Origin of the sequence: Microcoleus sp. T3_B1, from assembly GCF_036700445.1 — a bacterium.
Lineage (GTDB): Bacteria > Cyanobacteriota > Cyanobacteriia > Cyanobacteriales > Microcoleaceae > Microcoleus.
Window position 1 is genome coordinate 21,243 of sequence record NZ_JAUBOX010000002.1, and the last position, 17,933, is coordinate 39,175.

Below are 17,933 nucleotides of genomic sequence, written 5' to 3' on the forward strand. Positions count from 1 at the left end.
ACTTGGTTTTTGGCTTCCCCTGCCTAAGTTTTTTCTTTAACTCCTGCAACAATTAGGTTAAACTCGTTTTTAAGTGAATTTACATACTGCAAGCAAAAATCCGGGTTTTTGAGCCAGGGTGAAAACCTAAAATTGAGCGAAAAAGTACCTCTGTTTTTGGGGATCAATACTGCCAACAGGCTTTCAAGAACATCCGACAGCATACTAATAACTAAATAACAAAATCTGACTCAGCAGAATTCAAACAGTAAAATTCTGATCGTTTATATGAATGGGCAGCCCGCATCTACTACCGATTTAGCATCTACTCCTATGGCTCAGACTCACTTAAACAACCTCCAGTCAGATTGTCCGCAGCCAACTACAGCAGTAAGTTCCGACAGATTTGCAGCAGTTGTCATGCCTTGCACTTACAATTTGTCTCTCACCCGCAAACAACTAATTGGACTCCTAGTTGTACCAATAATCTTGCCACTGGGACTTGCAGGAGCGGCGCTTTGGATGATATTGACAGCGGGACTGATCCAAGGGCAAAATCAAGCTAAATCAGAATTAGTTGTTAGTGAAATTAACTATAATCTCAAACTCGATCGCGCCGCCGACCGTTTGCAAAACTCCTCTGACAGCAAAACCATCGCCCAAACAGCCTTAGCTTACAACAGCGGCAAAAAATTATCATATTTGCAAAAATCTGTCAAGCAAATTCTAGAAAATCAAGTCAAAACAGGAGCAATACACAATGCAGCTTTAGTGGGGAAAGATGGGAAGATAATTGTTAGCGTTAATCTCAACCAAGAGGGACAAAGTTTTAATCCTCGCAACCTAGCCTATCAAGTATTAGCAAAAAAAGAGCAAATTACGCCCAGCAAAATTCTGGCTAAATCGGAAAATCAGAAACAATTGCCAACTTTGCAAACGGGATTGAGCGAACGTGTCCTTGTGAATTACTCAGAAATTCCCGTAAAACATCCCAAAAATCAGACTGTTATTGCTGCTTTATTTTTAGGAACAAATCTGAGCCAAATCCCGATGGTTGCCAGTAGCGAAATAGTCCATTCACTCGGATTTTACGCTATTTATGCACCGCTTAATGAGGGCAAATATGTCTTGGTAAGTGGACAAAGTGTTACGAAAAATCAACGGTTGCCCGACTTACAGTGGATGGACAGATCGCTACTGATCTCTGCACGCGCCGCCGATGGGAAAGCAGTTGCTCAGCAAATAAAAATAGGGAATCAGGCTTATACAGTAGCAGCAAAATCCCTGAATAATCTAGCCGGAAAACCCGCTGTAATTTTAGTGCGGGGCATCCCCACAACCTCGATCGAAACTTGGTGGGGCAACAACTGGCTGCTGGCAATGTCTGCGGCTGCCCTTGTCCCCTTCGCCTTGGGAGTTGCCGTCACTCGCCGGATTGCTAAACCCGCTAACTCAGATTTATCAACATCAGACGGGAATTGGGCATTTAACTCCAGCGCCGAACTGCCGCAGCGATCGCGGACATTTGATATAATTTATGACAATTTAAATTTCGGCGAATTCCCCGATTTATTTCCCAAAAAATCGAGTTTAGATGGTCAATTAGCCGTAGATTTTCGATATAATAAAAAATTGGCGGGCGATCCTCTTCGAGGGCTTCGCCAACGCCCGATCGCAAATCCCCACATCCCGCTCGCTTTCCAACCCCTAGAATTGCCCGAAAACTCCGTCTCAAACCAGTCGCGACAGGTAAATACAGAAAATACAGAACTAGAAAAAAGCGCGATCGCCTTAAATCTAGTCCAGGAAGCTTGGCAAGACTTAAATCGCCTCAACTGGGAATTGCAGCCAGAAATACTCGATCGCCAAAACACTCAAAAAGCCCTGCGAAAGAGCGAAGCACTGCTGCAAGCGATTTTAGACAACTCAACAGCAGTAATTTACATAAAAGACCTTGACGGAAAATACCTGCTCACAAACCGCCATTTTGACAATTTGTTTGACATCGCAAAAGAGCAAATAACAGGGAAAACCGACGGCGATATTTTTCCCCAAGACTCTTCAGCAGCCCTGCGAGAAAATGACCTGAAAGTTCTCGAATCCTCCTCGCCCCTAACCCTCGAAGAAATCATCCCTCAAGACGACGGCCCGCACACTTATATTTCTCTGAAATTTCCCCTCTGCAACTCCGAAGGTAAAGCTTATGCAGTCGGTACAATTTCTACAGATGTGAGCGATCGCAAACTTGCCGAAGTCACCCTAGAAAAAGCCAAAGCAGAACTAGAAATAGAAGTCGAACAGCGCACCCTATTCCTCAAACAAGCCAACGAACTCTTGCGGTTTGAACTGGCCGCCAGAGTCCGCGGCGCCATCACTGTCAGACAAATGACGGCTCAAGTAGCCCGACACGCCAGAACTGTTGACGGCATTCTCGGCGCTTCTCTTGACCTAATTTTTCTAGTAGATCGATCGGGAAAATACACCTATGTCAGCCGCACCGCCGCTCAAGCTGCCGGCATGAACCCCAGACAAATGATTGGCAAAACCTGGCAGGAATTAGGCTGGTCGCCAACAATTATGCAGCGGGTTCACCAAGAATGCCACGGCATATTTGCCACAGCCGAGCCCGTGAAAGGCGAAGTAATTGTCCCCACCGCAAGCTGGGGAACCCGCGACTACGAGTACATTCTCAGCCCGGTTTGTGCGACAGACGGCAGCGTCGAAGCCGTGGTGGCGACACTGCGGGATATCACCGAACGCAAAGACGCGGAGGAAGCATGGCAGTTGGCTAAAGAAGCCGCAGAACTCGCCAACCGCGCCAAGAGTGCTTTTCTGGCAAACATGAGCCACGAGTTACGCACTCCCCTGAACGCGATTATCGGCTACAGCGATATGCTGGTGGAAGATGCCGAAGAGTTAGGCCACTTACAGGTAGTCTCGGACTTAGACAAAATTCGCACTGCTGGCAAACACTTGCTGCGCCTGATAGAGGACATTCTCGACATTTCCAAAATTGAAGCTGACAAGATGGAGATTTACCTCGAAAGCTTCGATGTTGGAGGTTTAATCGAGGAGGTGGTAACAACTATCAAACCGCTAATGGATAAAAACGGCAATACTTTGCAAGTATTGAGTTCTGACAATATCGGCGCGATGCACGGCGATTTGATGAAAGTGCGGCAGGTAATGCTGAATTTGCTCAGCAATGCTGCTAAATTTTCTGCTAATGGGGCGATCGTGCTTACTGTCGAAAGAATTACCAGTGAAGAATTAAAAAATAAATATCAACCGAGAGTTGCTCAATTGTTAATTTTGGATGCAGATTTTTTAATTTTCCGAGTGACGGACACGGGCATCGGCATGACACCAGAACAGCAAGAGCGACTGTTCCAACCTTTTACTCAAGCTGACGATTCAACTACTCGCAAGTACGGGGGTACTGGTTTGGGACTGACTATCAGTCAGCGTTTTTGTCAGATGATGGGTGGCGATATTGAAGTTACTAGCGAGTTAGATTGCGGCTCTACTTTTGCTGTGTGTCTGCCTGCTTCATTGTTTAAGCGATCGGAATTTTAATAATTTTGCAGAAATAAGAGAAGAGTCGGCGGTTGAAACCGCTACTATACAAACAATGTCCGCCTCCGCGGACTGAAGAATAATAAAATTAACTTCCAGGCTCCAGCCTGGGAACATAAATCTAGAGGCTCTGCCTCGGTTGGAAACATGGAGGCAGAGCCTCCGGATCTGCATTACTAGGCTGGAGCCTAGTAACGAGTAATTTAAAATTATCTGCGTTTATCCGTGTTTATCTGCCTTACATCTGCGGTTTCTGTATCAATGAATGATTTATGCAATCTTGTCTAATAATATGATGAATATGATGAATTACCCCAAAATGCGCCACGAAAATCAAGTTTCTCCCCGCAGGCATGGCATTTTGACAAAAAGTTTATTTTTGTTCCCGATCGCCTGTTCTGCGTGCCTCGGAGCCTTGCTGTGGGGACAATCTGCGGCTTTTTCCCAGCAGCCGGCTTGCCCGACTGGCAACGCTGCTAATTTGCCGTCGCCCCCGCTTTCGCAAACCGAAAAAAGCGTGCCGAGTCTGTGGTTAGCTCAAAAACAGTTTGGCGGAAAATTGCTCGATCGCTGGTTTGTCGATCCCGGCAATACTTGGGTAATTCTCATCGTCAACCGCCAACTTTGGAGTTTGCTCGATTATATGGAACGCTATCAATTTGTCAACCGCTTTGGCACTGTCGCCAACGATTATGGTTACAATGTGCGAGTTTGCAACCGTCAAGGCACTGCTTTGGCAGTTTATTCGTGCAAGGGCGATCGGCTTAACTGTCGGATTGATTTAGAATCTCTCTCAAATCCGGGTATTCGAGGAAGGGTGAAAGGATTTTAGATTAGTGTCCCTACAAGAGTTAGGACACGGCGCCGTGCCTTTGGGAGTGTCAACAACCAGGTCAAACCCATAGTCCGGCAAGGGTTGAAACCCCTGCCTCAAAGCTAAAGTCGTCTGAAGACGACTAATGATATCAAATCCGTTAGCATCGGAATAGTAAATTCCAGTTCAGTGTTCACGGCGTTGACGGTTGACTGTTCACGGCGTCAACAGTCAACTCTCAACAGTCAACATCATGTATGAGTGTAACCGGAAATGAGATGAGTTCTTCAGTCCTCTTTGAGAGGACTTTAGCTATTAGACAGGGGTTTCAACCCCTGGCGGGCTCGCGGGATGACTGTAATTTAACTTTTCACTACTTGCCGAATTTCTTGCCACAGCGATCGATATTGGGCAATCCCCGCATCCCCAAAAGGCAGCAGAAAGTCGCTAGCAGCAAGAATCTTAGCATCCGGCAACAACACAGAATTAGTGCGAACAGCTTCCGGCAAATCTTCGGGTTTCATGCCGACAATTATCGGCGAACTAGCCTTAGCCAGCAAAGATAATTGAGGAGCAACCCGAGGTTGTAAGCAAAAATCAATCCATTTTTCCACTAAAGAAACTGGATTCCCTGATGCTGGTTGTACCCACAAATCTGTCCAAAGTGCAGTTCCCGAAACCGGAACTACTAAAGCAATATCCTTTTGAGTTTGCAGCAGCGGCAGCAAGTCCCCAGAGGAACCTACTGCCAACCAAGTATCGCCTAAAATTAATGGTTGCAGGTAAGCGTCCGAACTATAAAATTTAACTTGTTGGTGCAGATTTGCGAGTTCTTTTTTAAGATTTGGGATTTTATCTAATTGCTGCGTATTGTAAGATTTCCCTAGTTTTTTTAATGTTAAACCGATAACTTCTCTGGCACTGTCCGGCAGAGAAATTCGATCGCGCAATTCGACTCGCCACAAGTCTTTCCAATCTGTCGGAGTCCACCCCAAAGCCTTAAATTTGTCGGTTCGATAGGCAATTACCGTACTTCCCCAGCGGTAAGGTGCAGCCCACACTTTACCTTGAGGATCTAATTTACCCTCGTCGTTGCGCCTGACGAGTTTTTGCCATCTTTCGGGCAATTGTGACCAATTAGCAAACTTACCAGGATCGATCGGCTTAATCAATTTTTGCCTAATTGCCAAAGTCAGCCAGTAATCTCCCAACATCACCAAGTTAGCTTGATTTTTTGATTCGGGAACCCGTTTCCACTCCTGCAACAGGGCGAATAATTCTTTTAATTGTCCTTCTTGCGTTACCTGCAAAAGCGGAGACGGTTGTACATCGCGGCTAAATTTGCTTACCAGTTGGGCCGGAATACCGTTTTTGAGCGATCGAATTTTGAGAATGGGCTTCGAGTCGCACCCTGCCGCCAATTGACTTAAAGTTAGGGTGGCGGCCCCCAATAGCAAAGACCTTCGTTTCACCTGTCAATCCGCTTTTCTAAATATTGACCGATCGTTTTGTGTTCTACAGCCGGGGAAATAATTGTTTGTCGAGTCCGGTAGTTGGCGCCGATTTGTCTTATTTCTTTTTCAAACACAGAGCCATTGTACTCGGTTCTGCTGCGAAGAGAGTCTGTTTGACCGAAAGCATCCACGATACAAGCCCCCGAATTTATCCGTGGGGTCAATGCTTCAATGCTTCAATTCTAAAATCTAAAATCTAAAATCTCAAATCGATTGGCTCTTGCCCTGATTTTACCTTCTACCTGGTCGATCGAGCTTTCCGATGCCGAAAACTCCGTCAACTTAACGCCTAATTTCTGTGCTGCAAGTTCCTTTGAGCCAGTTTTGCTCGCCAGCCGGGTCGATCTACTGCATCTGTGTTACATTTTTTAATATAACGAAACAACGAGAGCGCTGCCATCTGCCGTTGGAGGAAGCTTTTTACACAACCGAAGTAAAAAATCCTTTTTAAATCGGCGACAGCTTAATAACTAAAAAAACTAAAAATCCACTCATCTGAATCCTGAAAGCACTGGCGAGAGCGAAGTCAATCTAATAGGACGCTCTGCGATCCGACTCTCAGAAACCCGACGTTTTAACTCTGATTGAAGGTTTGAACGAAGTATGGGGGTTAACCAACCCGGTTCCTGTGTCCAAGACTATCTAAAACCTAAAATCTAAAATCTACAATCGACCCACGAATGCCGATCGATTATCTTCAAGCTGGCTCCCTAAATCTACCGTCAGGATTGGGAACACAACAATTAAGTCAAAAATTAAATAATTTAGTGATAAATCCAAGTTATGTAAAGATTTACCTAAAATGTAAAGATATTAAGTTACGAGCCAAAGGATGATTGTATGGAAGCGCTCCGCCAGCAAGTTACAGTATTGAGCCAACAAGTCGAGGCCCTCTACAAACTCATAGAAAACCTCAATGAAAAGCTCTTGGAGTCGGCCAAGGAGACGAAGCTGACCCAGCAACAGAGAAACGATCGCTCTGGAACGCTAGGAAATGACCAAACCTCGCCCTATCAAAGCTACAGCAGTCTCGATGGCCTCCTCGAACACAAAGACATACTGTTAGATGACAGCTACTTCGACAAGAACTCTCAAAGCCTGGAAAAAGAGCTGAGCGCTGAGATTCAAATCCAGCGCTTAACTGCTCAGCTAACAGCAGCTTACAATCGAATTGCCGCCTTGGAAGAACAGTTGCTCTCCAAAAGAATGCACTCGCAACATCTAGGCGGGCCTAATTAAATATTGCTAGCGGGGATCGGGTAGTAATTCAAAAAAAATACAAATTGCGTTGATTTATGCTCGTCTACTTATAGATTCATTGCATAGAGTTTTTTATCTCCCCCAATTAGCAAGGGGAATACTGCATGAAAGGGAGATATTGTGTAGAAATAGGAAGGCTATTTCTTTGGTGGACAAGATTTTTTTACAAACCGCAGAGGGCGCAGAGGACGCAGAGAGAGAGAAGAAAGAGAAGAAAGAGAGAAGTTCACAAATCTGGCATCGATTCTTATAACTATCTACTTAATGTTTAATGTCACAGCGCGAGGCTAAAGCTTCAACAGCGTGGAGGAGTTGAGTGGGAGTCCAATTTGCAGCCAAGCCACTGGCGATCGCACAGGCTCCCGCACCGACCCCTTCTTTAACATAGCCGCGATCGTAAGCTTGCAGTTGCCCGTAGCGAGATCCAGCAAAACTTAGCTGCGCGGCCAACAGAGGCACACCGCCGATATCATTAGCAAGTCCTACAGTGTCTCCTGTAGGGTCTTCGGCCACCCAGCGCGTAGTCCCCACCGCGACTTGTTCGGGACGCCATAGTAGAGCATATTCACGGGCTAAGGCTTGCATCAAAGCGTACACTGCCAGCATTTGCGTACCCCCGGCCAGAAGCACCCCGCAAGTCCGACTCGCGGCGATCGCCATTGCCGCCACCGCTATTTGCATCGGATCGCCCACCGCCGCTACCAATTCCAGGGGAGTGCTGTTTTGTCCGTTAATTTCCCACTCAGCATTATTGAGTCCCGCTGTCACCGCAGCCAATTTTTGAGCGTGATTGCAGCGAGGATGAGAACTATTCACTTTGCCCGCCGCTGCAATACCCAAACCCATTAACACGCCCAAAGCAGTAGTCGTTCCCCCAACTACGCACTCCCCTAAAATTAAATAGCTGCCATTAGTTTGAGCAGCCAATTTAGCTCCCCAAATTAATCCTTGTTCGAGCAAATGTTTGACTGTTTCGAGTTCTAAAGCATTCCCAGAAATCAGACACTTTGCCGGAGTGCCGCCCAAATCAATTGCAGGTACGGTAGGTGGGAGGGGCAAACCAGCATTAAATAGGTAAAGGGGAAGTTCCAAAGCTTCGACTACAGCGCGAGATATCAGTACCGGCGAGGCACCCGCTTCTAGGGGCGGCAAAGGATATTGGGGCGACGGTTGGGGGCCGTTATACAAAAATTCTGCATCGGCTAAACAAGTAAATTGTCGATCGTGCGGGGTTGCTCCTGCTGCTGAAATCCCCGGAATTAAGCCTGTCGCGGTAAATCCTAACACGCAGGCAAATATCGGTTTTTGTCCCCGATAGCGATCGAGCCACCGCTGCCCCTGTTCTATTTCGGTATAAATATGAATCATAAATTAGTCATTAGTCATGGGAATTGGGAATTAATTATTAGTTATTTGTTAGTTCTTAGTTGTTGGTTTTTAGTTATTCGTTTGCCCATTATCCCTGACCCCTTACCCCTTATATCAAGCCCGGTACTAGCGGACGTGATATGATGTGTCCTGTTTATGAGCCCCCACAACATTTGCAACCGATCCTTAAAGCTTAGGTTCGACTGGTTTTTAGTTGTTGCTCCTGTGCACTTACGGCGATCGCCCTATGAAGTTGGCTGCCATCGGGATGCCCTCTCAACAGAATCTTTCTTGTATGCAACTTCATGTAAAAATGGTAGAAATCGGTTAATCCGTAGTTGGTTTGACTGGGAGCGTAAATATTGGCAATAATCATGGTTAAAGGAGATATTTACATATTTTACGCGATAGTTAACTAATTATTTTAGTTCTCCTCGCCGTCGTACTTAAAATTTTTAAGGGTGACGCAGGCGCGATCGTCTTTCACTCGCCGCTCGCGATCTCTGTAAACTTCCGCGATCGTACTTATACGGTTTTAATTAAATCCTCACCAACTTGTGAGGCCATATTGTGTCAATTAGTAGCCTTCGTATTTGTGCAGGCAGAAATATAGTGTACCTGCACAAATCCTGTCTAGAGTTGCATTTTCTATATTTTTCAAAAGATTCGCCCACAAGTTGTAAGTCCTGGGCTCTATCTAATAACAGAACATTCAGACGCACCCTTTTAGTTAAGTTATCAATTCAGCACTCAAGCGTCAATCTTAAAAGGGCTCGCTAACTGCCCCCTGGCGCACCCCCTGCTTGACCTCTGAGTACAAAAATTACTCCCGTCATAATTAGCGCCACGCCTACTAACCGCAGCGGTGGCAACGGCTCGTTAAATACAATTTTGCCGCCCAAAACAGTAAACAGGTAACTGATTGACAGTAAAGGCGAGACTATGCTAATGTTAGCGCGGGACAAAACTACGATAAAACCGATCGAAGAAATTGCGTACAGAGAAAGACCTGCTATTATCAAAGGCTGAGTAGCCATTGCTATAACTTTTTCAACTAAATTAGCAGCGCCGATGGGCCCTAAAACTTTTGCTCCAGCCTTCAGAGTAAATTGACCCAGGACGCTGCACAAAATGGCAGCAAGCAAAACCAGAAAAACGCCTCTATTCATGAGTTCACCAAGATAATACTACAGATCGAGAATGGCCCGGAACAAACTCTCCTAAACAGCTTTGATTAAGTTTTATTGAGTTTTGTTCGCTACCCATATTTTAAACATACATACTGGAAATGCAAGTATTGTCGATCGCCAGCAACAGTAGAACAAACATATGGCAGAACAGACCAACGCCAGCGGGGAATACACTCTCGAATTATCGATACTCATGCCTTGCCTGAACGAGGCAGAAACTTTAGAAATCTGTATCCAGAAAGCGCAGAAGTCCCTGCGCGAACTTGATATTGCCGGCGAGGTCATCATAGCAGACAACGGCAGCACTGACGGTTCTCAAGATATCGCTACCAGAATGGGGGCGCGAGTCGTACCCGTAGCAGCCAAAGGCTACGGCAGCGCCCTGATGGGAGGCATAATCGCAGCGCGCGGACTCTATATTATCATGGGCGACGCTGACGACAGCTACGACTTTTCTAGTCTCGGCGCTTTTGTCGAAAAATTGCGGGGAGGGTGCGATTTAGTGATGGGAAACCGCTTTCAAGGCGGCATCAAACCGGGGGCAATGCCACCACTGCACAAATACTTAGGAAATCCGGTACTTACTTGGGTGGGGCAGCTATTCTTCTCCAGTCCCGCCGGGGACTTTCACTGCGGATTGCGGGGTTTCAGGAGAGACTCAATTTTGAAACTCGACTTGCAAACAACGGGGATGGAATTTGCCAGCGAAATGGTCGTCAAAGCCTCTCTGTACAAGTTGCGAATCACAGAAGTCCCCACCGTACTCTCTCCCGATGGCCGCAGCCGTCCGCCGCACCTGCGAACTTGGCGAGATGGCTGGCGGCACTTGCGATTTCTGTTGCTTTACAGTCCCCGATGGCTGTTCTTGTATCCGGGTGCTTTCCTGATGATTGTGGGTATAATAGTTGGCATTTGGCTGTTGCCCGGTACTCAAAATATCGGGAGTATCAGCTTTGACGTGCATACACTGCTGTATGCTGCGATCGCAATTATCATCGGTTTTCAAGCAGTAACTTTCGCTTTCTTCACCAAAGTTTTCGCCATCAGTGAAAAACTGCTGCCCGAAGACCCCAAACTCAACAAAATATTTCGCTATGTCACCCTAGAGACAGGATTGATTTTCGGAGTCACACTGATATTAATCGGAATAGTTGGCTCGTTCTTGTCATTAACTATCTGGAGTGAAACTGCTTTTGGTTCTCTCGACCCTTCTAAAACTCTGCGTTTGGTTATTCCCTCGCTCACTTGCCTGACTGTCGGTTTGCAGATGGTTTTGTCGAGCTTTTTTCTCAGCGTGCTGGGGTTGAAGCGCAGGTAAAACACTTAAAAGTACAGTTTTGTTATAAATTTCACGAAAGATGATTTAAATTGCCCAAATGCTGTGTTAAATCGAGCGCGAACAATCGGGCTTCAACCAGGTTGTCAGTTCATCTCAAAGCTAAAATTATATGACACTAACTGAAAACAACTCCAGCGAGTATGTTGGCCCCAAGCTAGGCGGTTTCGCAACTAAACTATCTTTGTACGCCCGCCAAAAAATGTTCGATTTGCTCATGGGATTAGCCCATCCCAGCGCCGACACAACGGTGTTGGATGTAGGAGTAACTTCCGACCGCCGCGAAGACTGCAATTTCTTTGAGAAACTTTATCCGCATAAGGACAAAATCACCGCAGTCGGTATGGAAGATGCTGTGTTTTTAGAAGAAGAATATCCAGGTTTAAAATACGTCCGTTCTGATGGATTAAGCTTGCCATTTCCCGACAAAAGTTTTAATTGAGTCGTGAGTTTTGCCGTAATCGAACACGTCGGGAGTCGGACTCAGCAACAAGCTTTTGTTCGGGAACTTTGCCGCGTCGGCAAAACTTGCTGCATCACAACTCCCAACCGGTGGTATCCCGTAGAATTCCACACTGCTGTTCCCCTCATACATTGGCTGCCCCCCTCTTGGTTTCGAGCGTTGCTGAAATTGCTCGGTCAACACTTTTTCGCCCAAGAGGAAAATCTCAACCTTTTATCTGAGAAAGATGTGTTAAAGATACTGCCAGCAGATGCTCGAATTTCTACCAAACATTTCCGGCTTTTCGGTTTGATATCTAATCTGCTCTTTTATGTCATCTAAATATTTGCTACTTACGCTGAACTCCCAAATCCAGCACAAAATTTTCTCCGTCTGCATAAAGCTTCTTTCTCGTTTTTGCTAGTTGTTGCACGTTATCCCGAAAGTCGTGAGCAAGTTGTGATTGCAGTCTAAACCAAGATGACAATCCAGGCGCTGAAGTATCTACATTTGGCGGATGATTGAGACTCCAAGACGAATAAGCTATGTATCGAATAGATTTTGAAACTAAATAGTTCGCTAAAGCTTCATCGCCTTTGAAGACAGGCATTCCGGGAGGCAAACTTGCTCCTCCGGGCCAGTCAGCTAGGAGAATTTGATTGCGTTTAAAATCGAGGATAAAAGGTGTATCTAGCCTGGTTAAAACTGTTTCTCCCTGGGGAATAGACTGTTGCAGCGCTGCATACTGCAACTTTTGCTTAGCTGAAACTAAAGATGGATTCGTTAGTCCGAATTTAATATTTTTCACATAAGCTGAATAAGTATTTTTAGTGATCTCCCAATCGTAGCTGATTGTAAGACCTGCACAAAATACAGCGGCAATAAAAAAGTTAGGAATCCCGTTTGTATTTAACACTCCTGTATCCGTCATGGCAATCATAATTAATATGATAATTGCCGGAAACAGGTGAGAGAATGAATAGCGAAAAGGGTCGGCATTTTCGGTAAGCACCCCTACAACAACAGTTGCCACTAGCGCTGCAACTGTCATAGATAAAGGTGCTTGGCGGTTCGAGAACGAGGATTCTGCTGGTAAATTAGCCAATTTCAGAGGTCGGATACTTAAGCTCAAGCAGCCGAGCAATATCAGTATAAAAACGTAAATACCTCTGAATGCTGCGATGGCTGTTTTAACAGTTCCCAAGAGTGTCGAACCTGATTTGAAAGTAATGCCGTAGGCGGAGGCGTGATAGCCTTTTCCCAAAAGAGGATACAATAAAGTACCTGAAGATTGATACAAAGAAATCATCCAAGGTAGGAGAAATATTCCTACTAATACTGTCGCCAGCGCGAATTCCCAAACAACTTTTTGTTGGGTCTTTGAGCTAATAAAATAGCAAAGGTAGCTAACTGCCAATACAATAGCCGAGGCTGGAATTAGAGAAGATTTTAACGTACAAATTGCGGCGGAGATTAAAGCAATAATACAAGCATTGGAAACCCAAGAGTTGCAGTCTATTTCTTTGGTGTCAATGGTTCTAAACAAACTTAAAAATAAAGCTACAGGCAGCATACTACTTGTAGTGTTTGCCTTGGGTACAGCAATCAATAGGACAAATAAAATTGTAAATATTACTCGTCTAGTGGAGGCTGGATGTTCTTTGAAAAATCCGATAATTAGTCCGATCGTAATTATCAGCGCTAAACCCGGGTCTATGATGTTTAAATTAGTGTCAGAAAGTACGCTGACAATGAAAGTATGGAGAAATGACTGTCCCCCCAAAGATACTATTCTTCTTTCGCTAAAAGGCTCTAGGCCCATAGAACCGAGTTGCAGCATTTTGTGGGGAAATACTAAGTAAGCGTGGTAGTCATCGCTGGTATTAAACCCGTCAGCATACACCATGTTGGCAAAGTTGAGTCTGCCTGTATACACCCATCCCGCGTATTGGATAAAAATCAGTAGGCTGACAGTCGCAATGCCTGCTAAGACTATTTTATCTTTGCGACTTTCTTGAAATAGCTGTGAGAGATTACTGGCGATTGATTGTCTGTGATTTATCAAATCTACTAGACAATAAATGAGTCCCAAACCTAAAAAAAATAAAATTGTGGGTGGCGAGATATTCCAAGTTGCGTTTAATACACCGCCAATGATAAGGCTCAAGGCTAGACCCCAACCTGCTCTTTGTCCCCAGTCCGTTCGCTGGTTGGGAAACAGAATGTGGTTGAGGAATTTCCCCCAACCGATGAGGGATAAAAGCAGGCAAATACCGTAGAAGAATGATATTAGGTATGGAACCATTGCTGTCAAAGCCTATTATATTAAATTGTTAACTTGTGGAGGGATGATTTGTTAAGTTTTGGCGGTGTGTTAGGAATCGTCTTTCATCTTAGAAGACTGTGTGAATTTTGTCAATATACTGTTTTTTGTGTTCGTTGCTGAAGGATGATTTAAAGGTGATTACTATTGATCGGATTGGATACCGGACAGAAATTTATGGGGAGCATCTCACCTTTGCAGCCCTCCGCTAGAAATTGGAGTTTTGAGGCAGGAGGCAGGAGGCAGGAGGCAGAAGGAAAGAGGCAGAAGGAAAGAGGCAGAAGGAAAGAAGAAGAAGGAAGGAGCCAGAAGAAGGAAGGAGCCAGAAGAAGTATTTTTACAAATATGAGATGCTCCCAATTTATGATTGAGGGAAGTGCGATCGCACTTTTGGTAATAATAAGGGCTTCGGGGAAAAAGGGGTTTTCGGGAAGAGAGGGGCGAGCGCGGGATCTATGCACAAAAGCTAAAATTGAAGCCGTCTTAAAAAGTACGGTAAAAACGAAAAATCTAGGAGGAAGCAGCGCTGGAATGATGATATAGCGGTTCTCAAGCGTGGTGAGGTATGCCCACGGAGGCCACGGAGGCCACGGAGGCCATGAGTACCTCATCTTTCTGAGAAAGGCTATACGTTAAATCCAGGACTTACGCAGACCCGCTATATTTAGTGTGCCTGCACAAATACAATGGCTTGCTACTAATCAACTCGATATTGGCTCACAAGTTGGTCAGGATTCAATTAGAACCGTATAAGTAAAATCGCGTAAGTTAATAGGGAGCGCGCTTATAAAGTGGAAGACGATCACCCAGGACGTGTTCTTCAAAATTTTAAGTGCGAGGGCGACTCCTTTTAAAATAATTAGTTATACCCATTTAATTGGTATAAGGACTAATAACTACTCTTCATAATCGATCAAAACTTGCACCCAGCTTGGCGGTCGCGGAATTGGATTTCCCAAACGATCTAATAGCAGCAAAGCTACTAAATGCACTACAAATAAATAGACAATATTGTTAACTAAAATCATCCCGGCGGCGATCGCCCCAATTGTGTCCAAACTCGGTACATTAAGCCAGCCCAGCTTCACAAACACCCATTCCACCATCTCTGTTACCTGGGCCGTTACGTAAACCCATAGATCTTGACCCACCAACGCTGACAGCAGCCAAAACCGAAAAAAGAAGCCGACAGTACCAATGAGAGCGCCCACACTAATAGAGAGTGACCAACTCGCTTTGCGCCTCCAAAGTCCTCCCAGCGCAACTCCCATAATTCCAAAAGGCATCACGTATAAAATGCTCCGCGTCGGGCCCATCAGTACCGACAGCAGCAAACCCGATACCAAAGCTGCCATCCAAGCTGCTCGGTTGCCCCAGCGCAAGTAAACCAGGGCGATGGGTATCGGGAAAAAAACCCGCAGCAAAGGCCCCAGCGGAAAGTAATAATTTACCAGCCAAATTAAGCTAGCGGTACTTGCCAAAAAAGCCGTTTCTACCAGCCTTAAAGGCGCTTCCCCAGAGGGGCGCTTCCCAGGATCTGGATTTGTACGATCGCCAGCCATTGCTGAAATATCGGCGGTTTCCGGCTCGTTATTTGTACTGGGTGAACTACCCGAATTAGGCGCAGCATCTGCTGACAAAAAATCACTCATCCGATTTTAGATTTTAGATTTTAGATTTTAGATTTTACGGGGCTGGCACCCGATACGGCTGATTCCCGATTTTCCGATTTTAGAGTTTAGATTTTAGATTTTAGGGGACTTGCGCCCCATACGGCTGATTCCCGGTTTCACTGTTTGGATGCCCCGCCGCCAAATTTAATATTGCTCGCAGAAACCGGGTTTAGGTACGAACGCAAGTCTTATTTGAGATGGGTTTTCTCAGCCTAAATTTTCAGCAGCATTATTTTTCGATTTTGACTTCCTGGATTACAAAAACCGAACAAGATGCGTGGTGAACGACATAATTGCTGACGCTGCCGAGGAAAGCTTCTGTGAAGCCCGTGCGGCCACGCCTTCCCAACACTATTAAATCTGCGCCCCAATTTTCGGCTGCTTCACAGATACAATGCCCCGGATCGCCCTCCTTTTTGCAGTCAAATTCTACCTGCAATCCTTGTTTTGCTGCGGCGTCGCAGTAATTTTTGAGCAAGCCCGAAGCCTGTTTTTCCTCGCTTTCCAGCCGCAAACGTTGAGCTTGATAAGCTTGATTCATTAACTCGACATTCATGCCCAAATCTACCGGAATTGGCACTGCCGTCTCGCCCAACGTGTTGACAGTAACGCAGTTAAATAGCATCACTTGGGCCCGATCGCTCAGAGCTAATTCTAAAGCTTGACTGAAGACGCGGTGGCTCAGTTCTGAATCATCTAAGGCAGCGAAAATTTTCTTAAAACTCACAGCTTTACCTCCTGCGGGAAATCATTAATATCAGTTAGTTAACAGAGAGTGCTTTTGAATTAGATTCAATAAAAGCAAACTCTGATACTTCTAGACTAACAGACGCTCTAAGGCGTGCAGGTCGGGAATGCACAAAACGTCACGTTCGCGCTGAATAGTTCCTTTTTTTTCCAGCTTGCTCAGCACTCGCGTTACTGTTTCGCGAGCCAGCCCGCTGAGGCTGCTCAATTCTCTGTGTGGCAGGTTCGGTATTTCTGTACCTCCTGTTTCCATGATTTTTTTGCCTTGCCCCTCTGCCAAAAATAATAGAATATCTGCTACTCGCGAGGTACTGTCAGACTCTCGCAAACGCAGGCGGCGGTTGACTTGTCGCAGGCGACGCGCCATCAGTTGAGCTAGGCGAATGCCTGCTAGCGGCTCGGTATGAATAAGCTGCACAAAATCCTGAGATGGCATATTGCCGATCAGTGTCGGGGCTAGGGTGATGACATCTGTCGATCGCGGTGCTTCTTCGATCGCGGCCATTTCCCCGAATAATTCTCCTTTCCCTAAAATATTCAGTGTTACTTCTTTTCCGTCTAGGTTGTAGGTGCGAATTTTCACCCAACCATCCAATATAAAATACACTGATGTTCCCCAGTCATTTTCGAGTAAAATCACTTGATTCGACGGATGACTGCGGGTAACGATGTGGAGAGTTGCTCTCTCGATTACAGGATCGGGTAATCCTGCAAAAAACGGAGTAGAAACTATCAATTGATTTATATTAGAATTCGGATCTCGGGTGTTAAAGCGGTCTTCCATGAGGCCATCATTTTAATTTACGCGCTTGATCTGCGCTGGGCAGTTAGAAATAGCTTGCAGCCGAGTCATTCGATTTGAGATTCAAGATTTGAGAAACAAGGATCTAAAATCGGCAATTTTACCTCTAAAGTTTTGCGGTCAAAGGCCCAATATGGGAATTAATGGCCTCAAGCTCTGATTGCGAGCTAGAAACTAAAGAATATACCATAATTTTTTAGATATATACCACTGAGCAAATTTTATTAACAAAATTTTAGCAATGTGGCAAACGACTGAGCCGATCGAATTACCGAAGACAAGCACTTCGCGAAGACAAGTTTAACACTGCTGAGAGATTTGTTGTCAGTCAGCCCAGCAGTCGAGAAGGCCAAATCCACGAGCACAAGGGGTGCAAGCACGGCAGACAGCTCCCAAATCCGAGCAACTGCCTAGAACCTGGTAAATGTCAGCACGATCGGCAAAATCCACAGCCCTTGCGAGCCTAAAGACTGGCGCTCTTGGCGAGCGAAACCCACCCACTTCCCAGCAAACTTTTCTGCTACCCCAAGATTATTGTACCATTAGTATCTAGCCATGAATACAGATAAAAGGCTATAATCAAAGGTTACTCAAACCCAGTACACGGGGACAATCCCGAATCTCGGTATCCCAAATCGCAAATTGTTTGAGGTTTTTTCCAAGTCGGTGAAAGATGGAGAGACAGTGGCGCGCCGCCATCCTAACGAAACACGCGGTGACAGTGTGCGGCCCGCCGTTCAAGCGTGTGAAGGCAAAAGTTTGTGGGGTTCGCAGCTATTGGGAGCAGGAATCAGCCTCCGGGTAGGGAAACTCGCCTCTCAGTCCCAGAATTTGACGGCACTTGCCATTGATAGAAGCGGGCATTTGGTGCGAAAGTACCGGTTAACCTATGATAGGCAATAGAAGCTA

17 protein-coding genes are annotated in these 17,933 nt (G+C 45.6%); 8 read left to right on the forward strand and 9 right to left on the reverse strand.

Features of this window, described 5'->3' with window-relative positions; genetic code table 11:
- Positions 1 to 267 precede the first annotated feature (267 nt).
- Both QT990_RS01480 and QT990_RS01485 read left to right on the forward strand, forming a co-directional pair.
- A complete protein-coding gene (locus tag QT990_RS01480) occupies positions 268 to 3,555 on the forward strand; it encodes a PAS domain-containing protein (RefSeq protein WP_333464830.1) in 3,288 nt (1,095 codons plus the stop codon).
- 301 nt (positions 3,556 to 3,856) lie between these two features.
- Positions 3,857 to 4,387, forward strand: coding sequence for a hypothetical protein (locus tag QT990_RS01485; protein ID WP_333138944.1), 531 nt, complete (start codon positions 3,857 to 3,859; stop codon positions 4,385 to 4,387).
- Positions 4,388 to 4,731: 344 nt separating this feature from the next.
- On the opposite strand, the gene QT990_RS01490 is transcribed toward QT990_RS01485, so the two are convergent.
- Complete coding sequence (locus tag QT990_RS01490) at positions 4,732 to 5,841, reverse strand: extracellular solute-binding protein (protein WP_333138942.1); 1,110 nt, start codon at positions 5,839 to 5,841, stop codon at positions 4,732 to 4,734.
- Positions 5,838 to 6,014 carry a phycobiliprotein lyase gene (locus tag QT990_RS01495; protein WP_333307539.1) on the reverse strand — a complete coding sequence of 59 codons (177 nt, stop codon included), beginning with the start codon at positions 6,012 to 6,014 and terminating at the stop codon, positions 5,838 to 5,840. The genes QT990_RS01490 and QT990_RS01495 overlap by 4 nt, the downstream gene beginning before the upstream one ends.
- 709 nt (positions 6,015 to 6,723) lie before the next feature.
- Between QT990_RS01495 and QT990_RS01500 the strand changes: the two genes are divergently transcribed.
- Complete coding sequence (locus QT990_RS01500; RefSeq protein ID WP_242715966.1) at positions 6,724 to 7,122, forward strand: hypothetical protein; 399 nt, start codon at positions 6,724 to 6,726, stop codon at positions 7,120 to 7,122.
- A 282-nt stretch (positions 7,123 to 7,404) separates the two neighbouring features.
- Here the strand turns inward: QT990_RS01500 and cobT are convergent, their stop codons facing one another.
- From cobT to QT990_RS01515, 3 genes are all read right to left on the reverse strand, one after another.
- On the reverse strand, positions 7,405 to 8,511 hold the full coding sequence (gene cobT, locus QT990_RS01505; protein ID WP_333138936.1) for a nicotinate mononucleotide-dependent phosphoribosyltransferase CobT: 1,107 nt from the start codon (positions 8,509 to 8,511) through the stop codon (positions 7,405 to 7,407).
- Between the two features lie 193 nt (positions 8,512 to 8,704).
- Positions 8,705 to 8,887, reverse strand: coding sequence for a hypothetical protein (locus QT990_RS01510; protein WP_333138934.1), 183 nt, complete (start codon positions 8,885 to 8,887; stop codon positions 8,705 to 8,707).
- Between the two features lie 400 nt (positions 8,888 to 9,287).
- Positions 9,288 to 9,680 carry a transporter gene (locus QT990_RS01515; protein WP_190737183.1) on the reverse strand — a complete coding sequence of 131 codons (393 nt, stop codon included), beginning with the start codon at positions 9,678 to 9,680 and terminating at the stop codon, positions 9,288 to 9,290.
- Positions 9,681 to 9,840: 160 nt separating this feature from the next.
- On the opposite strand from QT990_RS01515, the gene QT990_RS01520 reads away from it, so the two are divergent.
- From QT990_RS01520 to QT990_RS01530, 3 genes are all read left to right on the forward strand, one after another.
- Complete coding sequence (locus tag QT990_RS01520) at positions 9,841 to 11,019, forward strand: glycosyltransferase family 2 protein (protein ID WP_333138931.1); 1,179 nt, start codon at positions 9,841 to 9,843, stop codon at positions 11,017 to 11,019.
- A 130-nt stretch (positions 11,020 to 11,149) separates the two neighbouring features.
- Entirely contained in the window at positions 11,150 to 11,479 is a 330-nt protein-coding gene (locus QT990_RS01525; protein WP_333138929.1) for a hypothetical protein, read from the forward strand.
- Between the two features lie 3 nt (positions 11,480 to 11,482).
- Positions 11,483 to 11,821 carry a hypothetical protein gene (locus tag QT990_RS01530; protein WP_333138927.1) on the forward strand — a complete coding sequence of 113 codons (339 nt, stop codon included), beginning with the start codon at positions 11,483 to 11,485 and terminating at the stop codon, positions 11,819 to 11,821.
- Positions 11,822 to 11,828: 7 nt separating this feature from the next.
- Here QT990_RS01530 and QT990_RS01535 read toward each other — a convergent pair whose 3' ends face one another.
- On the reverse strand, positions 11,829 to 13,784 hold the full coding sequence (locus QT990_RS01535; RefSeq protein ID WP_333138925.1) for a hypothetical protein: 1,956 nt from the start codon (positions 13,782 to 13,784) through the stop codon (positions 11,829 to 11,831).
- Positions 13,785 to 13,979: 195 nt separating this feature from the next.
- Between QT990_RS01535 and QT990_RS01540 the strand changes: the two genes are divergently transcribed.
- Positions 13,980 to 14,345, forward strand: coding sequence for a hypothetical protein (locus QT990_RS01540; RefSeq protein WP_333300475.1), 366 nt, complete (start codon positions 13,980 to 13,982; stop codon positions 14,343 to 14,345).
- Between the two features lie 353 nt (positions 14,346 to 14,698).
- On the opposite strand, the gene QT990_RS01545 is transcribed toward QT990_RS01540, so the two are convergent.
- From QT990_RS01545 to QT990_RS01555, 3 genes are all read right to left on the reverse strand, one after another.
- Positions 14,699 to 15,454, reverse strand: coding sequence for a DUF2232 domain-containing protein (locus tag QT990_RS01545; protein ID WP_333138921.1), 756 nt, complete (start codon positions 15,452 to 15,454; stop codon positions 14,699 to 14,701).
- Between the two features lie 250 nt (positions 15,455 to 15,704).
- Positions 15,705 to 16,202 carry a universal stress protein gene (locus QT990_RS01550; protein WP_333138919.1) on the reverse strand — a complete coding sequence of 166 codons (498 nt, stop codon included), beginning with the start codon at positions 16,200 to 16,202 and terminating at the stop codon, positions 15,705 to 15,707.
- Between the two features lie 90 nt (positions 16,203 to 16,292).
- Positions 16,293 to 17,006, reverse strand: coding sequence for a Crp/Fnr family transcriptional regulator (locus QT990_RS01555; protein WP_333138917.1), 714 nt, complete (start codon positions 17,004 to 17,006; stop codon positions 16,293 to 16,295).
- A 660-nt stretch (positions 17,007 to 17,666) separates the two neighbouring features.
- On the opposite strand from QT990_RS01555, the gene QT990_RS01560 reads away from it, so the two are divergent.
- Entirely contained in the window at positions 17,667 to 17,927 is a 261-nt protein-coding gene (locus QT990_RS01560; RefSeq protein ID WP_333464831.1) for a hypothetical protein, read from the forward strand.
- Positions 17,928 to 17,933: the final 6 nt, after the last annotated feature.

Excerpts from the sequence above, each read along its gene's own strand:
- QT990_RS01480 (WP_333464830.1), top strand. The coding sequence starts at position 268 with ATGAATGGGCAGCCCGCATCTACTACCGATTTAGCATCTACTCCTATG.
- QT990_RS01500 (WP_242715966.1), top strand. The coding sequence starts at position 6,724 with ATGGAAGCGCTCCGCCAGCAAGTTACAGTATTGAGCCAACAAGTCGAG.
- QT990_RS01555 (WP_333138917.1), bottom strand. The coding sequence starts at position 17,006 with ATGGAAGACCGCTTTAACACCCGAGATCCGAATTCTAATATAAATCAA.
- QT990_RS01525 (WP_333138929.1), top strand. The coding sequence starts at position 11,150 with ATGACACTAACTGAAAACAACTCCAGCGAGTATGTTGGCCCCAAGCTA.
- QT990_RS01485 (WP_333138944.1), top strand. The coding sequence starts at position 3,857 with ATGATGAATTACCCCAAAATGCGCCACGAAAATCAAGTTTCTCCCCGC.
- QT990_RS01515 (WP_190737183.1), bottom strand. The coding sequence starts at position 9,680 with ATGAATAGAGGCGTTTTTCTGGTTTTGCTTGCTGCCATTTTGTGCAGC.
- cobT (WP_333138936.1), bottom strand. The coding sequence starts at position 8,511 with ATGATTCATATTTATACCGAAATAGAACAGGGGCAGCGGTGGCTCGAT.
- QT990_RS01520 (WP_333138931.1), top strand. The coding sequence starts at position 9,841 with ATGGCAGAACAGACCAACGCCAGCGGGGAATACACTCTCGAATTATCG.
- QT990_RS01510 (WP_333138934.1), bottom strand. The coding sequence starts at position 8,887 with ATGATTATTGCCAATATTTACGCTCCCAGTCAAACCAACTACGGATTA.
- QT990_RS01545 (WP_333138921.1), bottom strand. The coding sequence starts at position 15,454 with ATGAGTGATTTTTTGTCAGCAGATGCTGCGCCTAATTCGGGTAGTTCA.
- QT990_RS01540 (WP_333300475.1), top strand. The coding sequence starts at position 13,980 with ATGGGGAGCATCTCACCTTTGCAGCCCTCCGCTAGAAATTGGAGTTTT.
- QT990_RS01535 (WP_333138925.1), bottom strand. The coding sequence starts at position 13,784 with ATGGTTCCATACCTAATATCATTCTTCTACGGTATTTGCCTGCTTTTA.